Source organism: Streptomyces sp. NPDC026589 (genome assembly GCF_040638385.1).
GTDB lineage: Bacteria > Actinomycetota > Actinomycetes > Streptomycetales > Streptomycetaceae > Streptomyces.
This window is the reverse complement of the sequence record NZ_JBEZYG010000004.1, coordinates 262,517-275,613: the sequence shown is the minus strand read 5'-3', so window position 1 is coordinate 275,613 and position 13,097 is coordinate 262,517. Positions and strand designations below refer to the sequence as shown.

Genomic DNA, 13,097 nt, shown 5'->3' with positions numbered 1-13,097 from the left:
GTTCACCCTACGACGCCTGGTCGACGGCCAACTCGGGCGGCAACGTAGCGATTCGGGCACAGGATTCGATCATCAGCTGTTCGAGCTCGTCCGGATCCCGTTGCTCAGCGGCGCACTTGGCCAGGGCGAGCGCCGCCGTCTGCACCGTCAGCGCGCGGGCCGGGACGTCCAGTTCGGGCCAGGGGTCTCCGTCGGCGGGCACCGCGGGTCCCCCGGCGGACCGGTAGGCGTCCAGAAAGGCGGACCAGTCCTCGGGGGGCAGGAGTCCGGCGGCGTACCAGGCGGCGGGCCGGCCGAGGTCCCAGGCCGGGTCGCCCGTCCCCGCGTCGTCCACGTCGATGAGCAGCCAGGGCCCGTCAGGCGCGGGGTGGCGTACGAGCTGGCCGAGGTGCAGGTCCCCGTGGCACAGGAAGCCGGCCCTCCGGGCGGGTGCCGGGGCCTCGCCCCGGGCCCAGGCCGGCAGGGCCCGCCAGCCGGCCAGCACGGGCAGGACGGCCGGGTCGCCGGGAAGCGCGGCGGACATCCTGGCGACGGCCCGCGCGGCCTTGGCCGGTCCACGCATCGGCGGGAGCCGGAACGGGAGCTCCGTCCGGTGGAGGCGGGCGAGCAGCACCGCCGCCTCGGCCCAGGGGGCCGCGTCGGGGTCGGTGGGGTCCACGGGCGTGCCGAGCGGCCAGAGGGTGACCGGACGCGGGGCGGGAGTGGAGTGCCCGGAGGGCTCCGGGTACCCCGGGGCGGAGAGCGGCGGGAGCAGGATCCCGGTGAGTCGCGGGGCGGCGGCCAGGGCGATCCGGGCCGTCAGCGCCTCGCGGTCGGTGTCGGCCGCGTGGGCCTTCGCGACGATCGCGCCGCTGCGGACCACCGTGCCGTCGGGCCGGTCGGCAAGGACCTGCGGCGGCTCGCACACGCAACGCGCCCCGGCGGGGTGGGAGAGGCGGTGCGCCAGGGTGCCCAGGTCATGGACGACTGAGGTCTGGGTGGTGGTCAACGGCTCCCCCGGCGGCGGTCGGCCCGGCCGTGGCACCGGTCCCGCCGTGAGCGTAACGCGAGAGCCCGCCCGGGGACCGACCCGGTCGGGAAGCCGCTGCCCGGGCCGGGCTCCGGGGGCCTGCCCTCCGGGGCCGGCACGTCAGGACACGTCCCGGGGCGGTCGGTGCTGTGTGCGTCGGCCCGGCGGGGGAACTCACGAGCCCGGGCCCGGACAGCGCGATGCCCGGTCAGCTCCCCAGCTGACCGGACAAACGCTGCCGTCCGCCGCACCCCCGTCCCCACGGGGCTGTTGGCCGGATGTGCGGGTCCGGACCGCTCTTCCGGACCCCGGGCGCCGCTCAGCGCCCCAGCATCACCGCCACGGACGACGCCTGTGTGACCACCGCTTCCCAGCCGCCGAAGACGACCGCGAGCAGGGCCGCCAGGGGAAGGACCATCGCCGTCGCCACCAAGGGGTGACGGGTGCCGGACGAACGGGTGCCGAACGCGGCGTACGCCCTGCGTCCCTGCGTACGGACCATGGTCCGCGTTGCCGTGTCCGACATGGTTCCTCTCCTGACCTGATGGGGAGCGGCGGGCGTGTGACCTCGGGGGACGAGTGCTGCGCCCGCCGCTTGACCTCAACATTAGGTAACCGGCGAGCACAGGGCGTCATGCCCGCGTACCTAATTCCGGGCCTCCCGGAGGATGAGCCGCCGTCGATCGGCGTACTCCCCTGGGTGGAGACGGACCACCGGAGGTTGGGGTCATCCCGGAGGGGATGCCCGGGGACGTCCGGCCCGCTTCCGGTACCTGTCGGCCTGCCCCGGGGGCGTGCGCGCCGGGTGACTTCACTCACGCCCACCACCCCGGCGGGCTGCCGCCCCGGGGCCGGGCCCCCTGCGGGACACCACCACCCCGTGGGTCCGGGCGGTGGTCACGGCCTCCGGGACGGGCCGTGCCCCGCGTTCCCGCGGTGGTCCAATCTCCCCTGTCCGGCGGCCCTTTGAGCGGAGCGATCGGCCGAGGGGCCCGGATCCACCGCGCCCTGACCCCTCTTCACCTCTCCCGCCCGGCACGGGCAATCGAATCCCCCGCGAGGGCGCGGCCTCTGAGCGCGCCGGGCGCGGGGTACGTAAGCTGTGCCTCGTCAGGCGGACCAGGCAGCGGGGATGGGCAGACGATGGCGATGATGCGGCTCCGGCGCGAGGACCCGCGTCTCGTCGGCTCGTTCCGGCTGCACCGACGGCTCGGCGCGGGCGGCATGGGCGTCGTCTACCTCGGCTCCGACCGTCGCGGCCAGCGGGTGGCGCTCAAGGTGATCCGGCCCGACCTGGCGGAGGATCAGGAGTTCCGTTCGCGGTTCGCGCGCGAGGTGTCGGCCGCCCGGCGGATCCGCGGCGGCTGCACGGCCCGGCTGGTCGCCGCCGATCTGGAAGCGGACCGCCCGTGGTTCGCGACGCAGTACGTGCCCGGCCCGTCGCTGCACGACAAGGTCGCCGAGGAGGGCCCGCTGGCCGCCGCCGAGGTCGCCTCGATCGGGGCCGCGCTCTCCGAGGGGCTGGTGGCGGTGCACGAGGCGGGGGTGGTCCACCGCGACCTGAAGCCGTCGAACATCCTCCTCTCCCCCAAGGGCCCCCGCATCATCGACTTCGGCATCGCCTGGGCGACCGGGGCGAGCACGCTCACCCATGTCGGTACGGCGGTGGGGTCACCCGGCTTCCTCGCGCCCGAGCAGGTCCGGGGCGCGGCCGTGACGCCCGCGACGGACGTCTTCTCGCTCGGCGCGACACTGGCGTACGCGGCGATGGCCGACTCCCCTTTCGGGCACGGCAGTTCCGAGGTGATGCTGTACCGCGTCGTGCACGAGGAGGCGCAGCTCCACGGAGTGCACGACGCGTTGGCCCCGCTGATCAGCGCCTGTCTGGCGAAGGACCCGGAGGAGCGGCCCAGCACGCTGCAACTGTCCATGCGGCTCAAGGAGATCGCGGCGCGCGAGGCGCAGGGGCTGCACGAGAGCCGGCCGCCCGCCCAGCGCTCGGCCCAGGAAGCCGACCGGCCGACCGGCCGGATGGCCGACCCGTACGCCGATCAGCACACCCGCCGCTCGGAAGGCCCCTCCGCCTCTCGCCCCCAGCCGGGCAGGCGGGGCGCGCCCGCGCGTTCGGGGTCGCCGCGCACCGGTGGCTCGCGCCCTCAGCAGGCTTCGCGTGACACGACGCGTTCCGGGAAGCGGCAGGGTTCCCCGGCCGGGACGAACGGCCGGCCGGGGACCCGCTCCGGGGCGCGCACGACCTCGGCGGGGCGGCGTCCGGCCAATCCGCGGCTGCTGCGCCAGCGGCTGGTGGTGTTCGTCGTGGTGACGCTGCTGGTGGCGCTGGGCATCGCTGCGGCGCAGGGCTGCCAGGGGCCGGCGCGTGGGCTGGGCGGCGGGGCCGGGACCGGGACCGGGACCGGGACCGAGCAGCAGTATCGGGGGCCGCAGACGCCGGCACAGGCGCAGGCCGTGCAGGAGCCGCGGTCGTCCTGACACCGGGACCGGCCGGGGTCTGGTCCTGACGCCGGGAGAGGCCGACCGGCCGTGCTCAGCTCTCCGGGCGTCCCGTGGCCACCGCGTAGAAGGCGACGGCCGCCGCCGCGCCCACGTTCAGTGAGTCGACGCCGTGCGCCATCGGGATGCGGACCCATGCGTCGGCGGCCATCAGAGCCCGCGTGGACAGCCCGTCGCCCTCCGCGCCGAGCATCAGCGCCACCCGGTCCAGTCGGTGCGGGGCCGCCTCGTCGATGCTGGTCGCCTTGGCGTCCGGGGTGAGGGCGAGAAGCCGGAAGCCGGCCTCCCGTACCCCTTCCAGCGCCTTGGGCCAGGCTTCGAGCCGGGCGTAGGGGACGGAGAAGACCGCTCCCATGGAGACCTTGACGGAGCGCCGGTAGAGCGGGTCGGCGCAGTCCGGGGAGAGCAGGACCGCGTCCATGCCCAGGGCCGCCGCGCTGCGGAAGATGGCGCCGATGTTGGTGTGGTCGTTCACCGATTCCATGACCACCACCCGGCGCGCGGTGGCGAGCAGTTCGTCGGATGCGGGCAGCGGCTTGCGCTGCATGGAGGCGAGGGCACCGCGGTGGACGTGGTAGCCGGTGACGCGTTCGGCCAGGTCGGGGGCGACGGCGTACACCGGGGCCGGGACCTCGTCGATGACGTCGCGCATGACGTCGACCCACTTGGCCGAGAGCAGCATCGACCGCATCTCGTACCCGGTCTGCCGGGCGCGGCGGATCACCTTCTCGCCCTCGGCGATGAAGAGGCCTTCGGCGGGTTCACGTCGTCGTCGCAGCTCGACGTCGGTCAGGCCGATGTAGTCGCTCAGCCGCGGGTCGTCGGGGTCGTCGACGGTGATGAGTTCTGCCACAGGGTGATACTGCCTTGTCCGGTGTGTGGTGCCAACGCCTGGGATGAAGATGGGTAACCGCGGGTTACTTCACGCCCGGTCGCCCGGCCGGTTCCGGCCGGTCCCCGGTGCGGAGTGCGGGCCGACCGCGACGACCTCGCCGATGACGATCACGGCGGGCGGGCGCACGTCCTCGGCGACCGCGCGCTCGCCGACGTCCGCGAGGGTCGCGTCGACCCGGCGCTGAGTGGCGGTGGTGCCCTCCTGGACGAGGGCGACCGGCGTGGCCGGGTCCTTGCCGTGGGCGATGAGGGCGGCGGCGATGGCGCCGATCTTGTCGACGGCCATCAGCAGGACGAGGGTGCCGCGCAGCCGGGCGATGGCCTCCCAGTCGACCAGCGAGCGCGGGTCCTCGGGGGCGACATGGCCGCTGACCACGGTGAACTCATGGGCGACGCCCCGGTGGGTGACCGGGATGCCGGCCGCCCCGGGAACGGAGATGGTGCTGGAGATCCCGGGCACGACCGTGCAGGGGATGCCCTCGGCGGCCAGCGCCTGGGCCTCTTCCATGCCGCGGCCGAAGACGAACGGGTCGCCGCCCTTGAGCCGGACCACGGACTTGCCCGCCTTGGCGTGCTCGATGAGCGCCTGGTTGATCGCCTCCTGGGCCATGAACCGCCCGTACGGGATCTTCGCGGCGTCGATCACCTCGACGTGCGGCGGGAGTTCGTCGAGCAGGTCGCGGGGGCCGAGGCGGTCGGCGATGACCACGTCGGCCTCGGCGAGGAGGCGGCGGCCGCGCACCGTGATCAGGTCCGGGTCGCCGGGGCCGCCGCCGACGAGCGCGACGCCGGGGGCGCGGGTGCGGTGGTGCGGGGCGGCGAGGGTACCGTCCCGCAGGCCCTCGACGATGGCGTCGCGGATGGCGGCGGAGTGCCGGGGGTCACGGCCCTGGGAGGTGGTGGTGAGGACGGCGACGGTCACGTTCTCGCTGCGGCCGGTGGCCGGGGTCCAGGCGGTGGCGGCCTCGGCGTCGTCGGCCCGGACGCACCAGGTACGGGTGCGCTCGGCCTCGGCCGAGGCGGCGTCGTTGGCCGGGGTGTCGGAGGAGGCGATCAGGGCGTACCAGGTGTCGGCGAGGTCGCCGTCCTGGTAGCGGCGGCGTTCCCAGCGGATCTCCCCGGCGTCCGCCATGGCCTCGACGGAGGGCGTCGCGGAGGGGGAGACCAGAGTGATGACGGCCCCGGTGGCGATGAGCTGCGGCAGCCTGCGCTGTGCGACCTGGCCGCCGCCGACGACGACGACGCGGCGGCCGTGCAGACGCAGTCCTACGGGGTACGCGGGGTGATCGACGTGACCTGCGCGGTCGGCGTGACCTGCGTGCTCGGCGTGGTCTGCGTGCTCGGCCATGGCGGTACGGGCTCCTCGTGCGGGTGCTGCGTAGAGGCCGCTGCGGCGGTGGAGCGGCTGTGACGTGCGGAAAGCTGAGGTCTGGGTCGGGAACACGATACGGGGTGGGGGGGGGCGCCCGCGGCGGGCCCGTCCCCTCCCCCGCCCCTTCCCGGGACCGGGGCTCCGCCCCGGTCCCCCTTCGTCCTCAAGCGCCGGACCGGCTGGATTCGGGGCTCCGCCCCGGACCCCGCTCCTCAAACGCCGGAGGGACCGGTTGGGCGGCTACTTCTCCGTCACGCCCGCCGAGTCGAACGTCGCCACCTCGTGCATCGCGCGCGCCGCGCTCTGCACGATCGGGAGCGCCAGCAGCGCGCCGGTTCCCTCGCCCAGTCGCAGGTCGAGGTCGACCAGCGGGCGCAGGCCCAGCTTGTTGAGCGCGGCTACGTGGCCGGGCTCCGCGCTGCGGTGGCCGGCGATGCAGGCCGCCAGCGCCTCGGGGGCGATGGCACGGGCCACCAGGGCCGCCGCGCCCGCGCTCACGCCGTCCAGGATCACCGGCGTACGCAGGGAGGCTCCGCCCAGGAGGAAGCCGGCCATCGCCGCGTGCTCCAGGCCGCCGACCGCCGCGAGTACACCGATCGGGTCGGCCGGGTCAGGCTGGTGCAGGTCCAGGGCGCGACGGACGACGTCGACCTTCCGGGCGTGCATCTCGTCGTTGATGCCGGTCCCCCGGCCCGTCACCTCGGAGGCGTCGATCCCCGTGTACACGCAGATCAGGGCCGCCGACGCGGTGGTGTTGGCGATGCCCATCTCGCCGGTGAGCAGGGCCTTGTTGCCTGCCGCGACCAGGTCCCGGGCGGTCTCGATGCCCACCTCGATCGCTGCGAGGACCTCTTCCCGGGAGAGTGCGGGGCCCGTCGTGAAGTCCGCTGTTCCCGCGCGTACCTTGCGGGGCAGCAGACCCGGGGTCGCCGGCAGGTCCGAGGCCACGCCCACGTCCACGACACAGACCTCGGCGCCGACCTGGGCCGCGAAGGCGTTGCACACCGCTCCGCCGCCCAGGAAGTTCGCCACCATCTGGGCGGTGACCTCCTGCGGCCAGGCGGTGACGCCCTGGGCGTGCACCCCGTGGTCGCCGGCGAAGATCGCGACGGCCGCGGGCTCCGGGATCGGCGGCGGGCACATCCGGGAGAGCCCGGACAGCTGTGCGGAGATGATCTCCAGCATGCCGAGCGCGCCGGCGGGCTTCGTCATCCGCTTCTGGCGTTCCCACGCCTCGCCGAGCGCCTTCGCGTCCAGCGGGCGGATCGCGGAGATCGTCTCCTGGAGCAGGTCGTGCGGCTCGGCGCCCGGCAGCGCGCGACGGCCGTACGTCTCCTCGTGGACGACCCAGGACAGCGGGCGGCGCTTGGACCAGCCCGCCTGCACCAGCTCGGGCTCCTCGGGGAACTCGTCGACGTAGCCGACGCACAGGTAGGCCACGACCTCCAGGTGCTCGGGGAGGCCGAGCGCGCGGACCATCTCCCGCTCGTCGAAGAAGCTGACCCAGCCGACGCCGAGGCCTTCGGCCCGCGCGGCGAGCCACAGGTTCTCGACGGCGAGGGCCGAGGAGTACGGGGCCATCTGGGGCTGGGTGTGCCGGCCGAGGGTGTGGCGGCCGCCGCGGGTGGGGTCGGCGGTCACGACGATGTTGACCGGGGTGTCGAGGATCGCCTCGATCTTCAGTTCCTTGAACTGCTTCGCCCGGCCCTTGGGCAACGACTCGGCGTAGGCGTCGCGCTGGCTCTGGGCCAGTTCGTGCATGGAGCGGCGGGTCTCCGCGGAGCGGATGACGACGAAGTCCCACGGCTGCGAGTGGCCGACGCTCGGCGCGGTGTGCGCCGCCTCCAGCACCCGGAGCAGGACCTCGTGCGGAATCGGGTCGCTGCGGAAGCCGTTGCGGATGTCCCGGCGCTCGCGCATGACCCGCAGGACCGCTTCCCGTTCGGCGTCGTCGTAACCAGGCGCGGGCGGGGTGAACGGCTCGGCCTGTCCGGCGGGTTCCGCGGCTTCGGCAGGCTCTTCGATCTGCTGTGCCGCCTCCGGTTGCTCTGCCGCCTCCGACTGCGGCGGTGCCTCGGTGTGCTGCGGTGCTTCAGCCTGTGCCTGGTGGTCGGCGGCGGGTGCCTGGTGGTCGGGCGCGGGCGGCTCCGGGAGCTCCGGTGTCTCGATGACCTCGGGGCCGGTGCCGTCCTCGGCTTCGGGCGCGGCCACGTCGGCCGCTGCCGCCGCCGTTGCGTCGGCGGGCTCGGGGGCGGGAGTGGCTTCCCGCTCCGTTGCGGGGAGTTGCCGGGCCGACGGCTCCTGCGCCTCCGTTTCCTCAGCTCCCTGCGCTTCCTCCGTCGCGGGCTCGGCCGACTCCACCGGTCCCACGGGTTCCATCCGTCCCACGGGCTCCACGGGCTCCACCGGCTCCACAGCGACGGGCTGCACGGGCTCGGGGGCGAGCGGCTCGGCCGCCGGCTCCGGCGCAACCGCTTCCGGGGCCACAACCGCTTCCGGGGCCACAGCGGCTTCCGGAGCAGCGAGGGCTTCCGCGCTCCCGGTCACCGCTGCCGCCGGGGCCGGCTCAGGAGCCGGTTCGACGGGCCGCTCCTGCTCGGGCACCACTGCCTCGGGCTGTACCACCGGCGCGACGACAGGCGTTTCCTGTGCCGGGGCCTGGGGTTCGGGAACCGCGGCCTCCACCGGGACGGCCTGGGCCTCGGGCTCCGGGGCCGTGGCGGCATCGTGCTGCGCCGCCACCGGCTCCGGCGGCCCGGATGCGGCCACCTCGTCGGCCGGAGCCTGAGCGGGTGCCTCTGCCGGAGCCTCCGGCCGGGCCGCCTCGGGCTCAGGGACGACGACGGGGCCGGCGGGGGGCGTCTCCACGGCGGCCGGCTCGGGAACGACCGTTTCTGCCGGGGCGGCCTGCGGGGCCTGCTCGGGCTGCGCAGCGGCGGCGGGCTGCTCCGGCCGCACCGGCTGCTCGATCGGGGCCGCCGAAACCGCCGCCGGGGCGGGCGCGGCCACCGGCTCGGCCGGCTGTACCGCCTCGACCGCCTCAGCCGCCTCGACCGGCGGAACCTCCTGAACCGGCTCCTCGGCCTCGACCACGGCCTCGGTCTGTTCGACCGCCAGGGCCTGCTCGACCACAACGGGCTCGGCCGCCGGCTGCTCGGCCTCGACAACCTGAACCTGCTCCGGCTGCCGAGCCGTATCGGCCTGCGCCGGCTCCGCGATGACCTGCTCCGGCTCCGGCTGCGGCGGCTGAGCCCCCCACGGGGCGCCGGCCTGCGGCGGGATCTCGCCCAACTGCGGGCCGGGCAGGGCCGAGGGGTCCTCGGCCGGGACCTCGACGTACGCGGGGCCGGCCGTCGGCGGGCCCGCGTGGCGTGCGGGGGCGGCGGTCCGGGTGGCTCCGGCGGGGCCCCGGTCGGCCAGCGAGCGCACGACGCCGCCCTGCGTACCCCCGTACGTCGGGGCCTCGGCGGAGGCGGGGCCCCGGTGCAGCGGGCGGCGGGCGGGGGCGGCGGCCGCGCCGACCGGTGCGGGTGCCGGGTTGCGTACGCCGTCGAGGTCCACGGAGCCGGAGTCGCGGCCACCGGACTCATGGGTGCTGTGCGTCTCGGCGGGAGCGAACTGGCCCTGCTGCGCGGGGAGCTGCTGGGCCTGGGCCTGGGGCACACCGTGTTCGGGAGCGGCGGGCTGCGCCACCGCGGTCTGCGCGGCGGGCTGGCCCTGCGCGGGGGCCGGGGCGGCCTGCGGGTCGCTCCAGGCGCCCTGGGAGGTCGGCATCAGCAGAAGGTCGTCGTCCTCGGGAGTGTGCTCGGAGGGGTCGAGGAAGGTGTACGCGTCCGGGGCGGGGATGCCCGGCTGCTCCACCATGCCTGCGTTCTCCGGCAGTCCCTCGCCCGGGATCTGGCCGGTGTCAGTCATGCGTACCCCTCGCCCATCGTCAGTGCTCCTTCGGCCCTTCGCCCGGGACGCCGAACCACGGCATGCCGGTGCTCGTCATCAAGAACGAGCGGGCTCGCCGCGCGGCACGAAACGCCCGCGCGGCTTCCTATTCTCGCGGCCGTTCGCCGCCGCGACAGGCTGTTCTGCCACGGCTCACTGTGGACTGCGCCACGTTGCGCGTCCCCCGGGTTGCGCCGTACCACAGCGCGGACCAAAACGGTCCACTTTTCCGGACATTGACGAACGAAGCGACGAACGGCCGGGTGCGGTACAACAATCCGCCAGCCTACCTTCCGCACCGGGCCGAGCGGGTCAGGGGGCGAGGTCCGAACGGCGTCCGGACAGCAGGAACACGACCGACCTCTCGCGCTCGGTCCAGGCGGTGGTGTCCAGGTCGACGGACTGGAGCAGCGCGCATTCGACCGTGTAGCCATTGCCGGTGAGCGCCCCGCCCAGGGCCTCGGCCTCGTCGCGGGTCGAGGCGTGGGTCACGATGCGTTCGGGGCGGCGGTCGGCGACCGCCGTGGCCACGGGGACGCCGCCGCCGCCGATCCGTACGACGTCCGGTTCGGGCAGCCGCTCCAGGACGTGCGGGGCGTGGCCGCGGACGACCTGGACGGGGACGCCGAAGGCGCGGGCCGCGGCCTCGGTGCGGGCGCAGGCGGCCGGGTCGTCGTCCACGGCCAGGACCGCCGCGCCGAAGCGGGCCGCCTCGACGGCGAGGGCGCCGCTGCCGGAGCCGATGTCCCAGACCAGGTCGCCGGTGCGGGGGCCGAGGCGGGCGAGCTGGGCGGCGCGCAGGCCGGGGAACTCGCCCTCGCCTGACTCCTGCATCCGCTCGGCCCCGGCGGCCCGGTAGGCCTCGGCGGGCAGGGCCCAGCCCCGTATCCCCTGGGGGTAGGCGGGCTGGCGGCCGGCGATCCAGGCGCCGGCGGCGGTGGTCTCGGGGCCGCCGCCGATGACGATGACGACGTTGGGGTCGCGCCAGGCGTGGTCGGCCGCCTTGTCGGAGGTGAGGACGGTGACGCGCTCGCGGGCGGTGCCGAGTTCCTCGCAGATCACGAAGGTGCGGTGGACGCCTTCGAGGAGCAGGGCCAGTTCGGCGGGTCCGGCGCCCGGTGAGGTGAGGACGGCGACCTTGTGGTGGGCACGGCAGACGTTGACCGCGCGGCGCAGGGTGCGGGGGTGGGCGACGACGACCTGGGCGTCGTCCCAGGGCATGCCGGCCCGGGCGAAGGCGGTGGCCACGGAGGAGACGGCGGGGACGACCTCGACCTCCAGGCCGTGTTCGCGGGCGCGCAGGGTGCGGACGACGCCGAAGAAGCCGGGGTCGCCGTCGGCGAGGACCACGGCGCTGCCGCGGTGGCCGGCGATCCTGCGGGCTGCGAGGTCGACGCTGCCGAGGCGGATGCGTTCGGCGTGCGGGGGTACTTCCGGCAGGGCGAGGTGGTGGGCTGCGCCGGCGACGAGCGTGGCGGCCGAGAGCGCGGCCGTGGCCGCTCTGGTCAGTGGCGAGCCGTCCCAGCCGATCACCGTGACCCGGTCGGCCATCGTCGTCTGTCTCCTGAGGTGTCGGAGGGGCGGGGCGCGTACGCCCGTGCGGTGCGGGCGTTTCCCGTGCGGCGTTTCCCGTGCGGCGTTTCCCGTGCGGTGCCGGGCAGGGGTGAGAGTACCTGGTCCGGACCTCGGGCCCGCAGAGGCCTCGGGCGCTACTTCCAGGTGTTGTACGTGCCGTAGTCGCCGGCGTCGGCGAGCTGTTCCGCGACCCCTTCGAGATCTTCGGGGAGGAGTCCCCAGACGATCAGGTCGGTGCGGATGTCGGTCCAGCCGCCGTCGGTGCCGTTCTCGGTCCGGGTGCGGGCGATGCGGGCGTTGCGCAGGACGCCCTCGCTGATGCAGCCGAGCTTCTGGGCGACCTGCTGGGAGGCGGTGTTGTCGGCGGGGGTGCGCAGCTCGATGCGTTCGAAGCCCTGGTCCCGGAAGAGCCACTGGGCTGTGGCGAGCACGGATTCGGTGGCGTACCCCTCGCCGCGCGCCCAGGGGGCGGTGATGTAGCGGACCTCGGTGGAGCGGGTACGCCAGTCGGTGTCGAGGAGGCGGACGCTGCCGACGAGCCGCTGGGTGAGGAACTCGGTGACGGCGAGGGCGATGCCGTGGCCCCCGGTGCGCTCGGCAGGAGCGATCCTGCGTACCCAGCGTTCGGCGTCGACCTGGGTGTACGGGTTCGGCCCGTCCATCCACGCGACGACCGCCTCGTCGTTCATCATCTCGATGTACGCGGGGATGTCGGCCATCTCGAAGGGGCGCATCACCAACCTGTCCGTGCTGATGGAGATGGACGGAAAGGTGGTAGTCATGCGCAGCTCCATGCCGAAGACCGGTTAAAAGCACAGCATGCAGCATCGGGTGCGTGGTGCGCATGGGCGGGGCCGCACGACGGAGCCCCGCGCCTCCGGGAGGGAAGTGCGGGGCTCCGTCGGCAAGTGCCGGGTGAGCGTCAGGACTTGGCGGGGGTGCCGAAGGCCGGGATGATCGAGCCCTGGTAGGTGTCCTCGATGAACTTCTTGACCTCGTCGGAGTTGAGGAGCTTCGCGAGCTTCTCGACGCGCGGGTCCTTCTGGTCGCCGTCCTTGACCGCCAGGATGTTGGCGTACGGGTTGCCCTGGGCCTTCTCCAGGGCGAGGGAGTCCTCGCCGGGCTTCAGGTCGGCCTCGATGGCGTAGTTGCCGTTGATGACGGCGGCGTCCACGTCACCCAGCGCGCGGGGCACGGTGGCGGCCTCCAGCTCCTTGAACTCCAGGCCCTTCTTGTCGGTGATGTCGCTCAGCTTGGCGCTGGTGCCGACGCCGTCCTTGAGGGTGATGAGGCCGTTCTCGGCGAGCAGCTGGAGGGCGCGGCCGCCGTTGGTGGTGTCGTTGGGGACGGCGACGGTCTGGCCGGCCTTGATGTCCTTGAGGTCCTTGACCGTCTTGGAGTAGAGGCCCAACGGCTCCAGGTGGACGTCGGCCACGGGCACGATGGTGGTCTTCTGCTTCGCGTTGAAGTCGTCCAGGTAGGGCTTGTGCTGGAAGAAATTGGCGTCGACCTGGCCGTTCTGGGTGGCGGTGTTCGGCAGGACGTAGTCCGTGAACTCCTTGACCTCCAGATTGAGGCCCTCCTTCTTCGCCAGGTTCTTCTTGACGAAGTTCAGGATGTCGGCGTGCGGCGTCGGGGACGCGGCGACGACCAGGGCCTTGGAGGTGTCGGCGTTCGAGCCGGTCTCGCTCTTGGCTGCCGGGTCGGAGGCCGTGCCGCAGGCGCTCAGGCCCAGGGCGAGGGCGGCGGCGGAAGCGACGGTTGCGGTGATCTTGATGTTCTTGCGCACGAAAAGTGCCT

Annotated in this window: 9 protein-coding genes; 1 reads left to right on the top strand and 8 read right to left on the bottom strand. The window is 74.3% G+C overall.

Features of this window, described 5'->3' with window-relative positions; all coding sequences use genetic code 11:
• Positions 1 to 7: 7 nt before the first annotated feature.
• Positions 8 to 988 carry an aminoglycoside phosphotransferase family protein gene (locus tag AB0F29_RS09365; RefSeq protein WP_361869280.1) on the bottom strand — a complete coding sequence of 327 codons (981 nt, stop codon included), beginning with the start codon at positions 986 to 988 and terminating at the stop codon, positions 8 to 10.
• A 340-nt stretch (positions 989 to 1,328) separates the two neighbouring features.
• Positions 1,329 to 1,535, bottom strand: a complete 207-nt coding sequence (locus AB0F29_RS09360) for a hypothetical protein (RefSeq protein WP_018959421.1) — start codon at positions 1,533 to 1,535, stop codon at positions 1,329 to 1,331.
• A 617-nt stretch (positions 1,536 to 2,152) separates the two neighbouring features.
• Here AB0F29_RS09360 and AB0F29_RS09355 point away from each other — a divergent pair.
• On the top strand, positions 2,153 to 3,499 hold the full coding sequence (locus AB0F29_RS09355) for a protein kinase (RefSeq protein ID WP_361869277.1): 1,347 nt from the start codon (positions 2,153 to 2,155) through the stop codon (positions 3,497 to 3,499).
• Between the two features lie 55 nt (positions 3,500 to 3,554).
• On the opposite strand, the gene AB0F29_RS09350 is transcribed toward AB0F29_RS09355, so the two are convergent.
• The 6 genes from AB0F29_RS09350 to AB0F29_RS09325 form a co-directional block, all read right to left on the bottom strand.
• Entirely contained in the window at positions 3,555 to 4,373 is an 819-nt protein-coding gene (locus tag AB0F29_RS09350) for an RNA methyltransferase (protein WP_018959423.1), read from the bottom strand.
• A 69-nt stretch (positions 4,374 to 4,442) separates the two neighbouring features.
• Positions 4,443 to 5,762 carry a uroporphyrinogen-III C-methyltransferase gene (gene cobA, locus AB0F29_RS09345; RefSeq protein ID WP_361869274.1) on the bottom strand — a complete coding sequence of 440 codons (1,320 nt, stop codon included), beginning with the start codon at positions 5,760 to 5,762 and terminating at the stop codon, positions 4,443 to 4,445.
• 264 nt (positions 5,763 to 6,026) lie between these two features.
• Positions 6,027 to 9,701 (bottom strand): nicotinate-nucleotide--dimethylbenzimidazole phosphoribosyltransferase, encoded by a 3,675-nt coding sequence (cobT, locus tag AB0F29_RS09340; RefSeq protein WP_361869272.1) that lies wholly within the window; start codon positions 9,699 to 9,701, stop codon positions 6,027 to 6,029.
• A 333-nt stretch (positions 9,702 to 10,034) separates the two neighbouring features.
• Positions 10,035 to 11,273, bottom strand: a complete 1,239-nt coding sequence (gene cbiE, locus AB0F29_RS09335) for a precorrin-6y C5,15-methyltransferase (decarboxylating) subunit CbiE (RefSeq protein WP_361869269.1) — start codon at positions 11,271 to 11,273, stop codon at positions 10,035 to 10,037.
• 158 nt (positions 11,274 to 11,431) lie between these two features.
• Positions 11,432 to 12,091, bottom strand: coding sequence for a GNAT family N-acetyltransferase (locus tag AB0F29_RS09330; RefSeq protein WP_361869267.1), 660 nt, complete (start codon positions 12,089 to 12,091; stop codon positions 11,432 to 11,434).
• A 128-nt stretch (positions 12,092 to 12,219) separates the two neighbouring features.
• Positions 12,220 to 13,086 carry a MetQ/NlpA family ABC transporter substrate-binding protein gene (locus AB0F29_RS09325; RefSeq protein ID WP_361869265.1) on the bottom strand — a complete coding sequence of 289 codons (867 nt, stop codon included), beginning with the start codon at positions 13,084 to 13,086 and terminating at the stop codon, positions 12,220 to 12,222.
• Positions 13,087 to 13,097 lie beyond the last annotated feature (11 nt).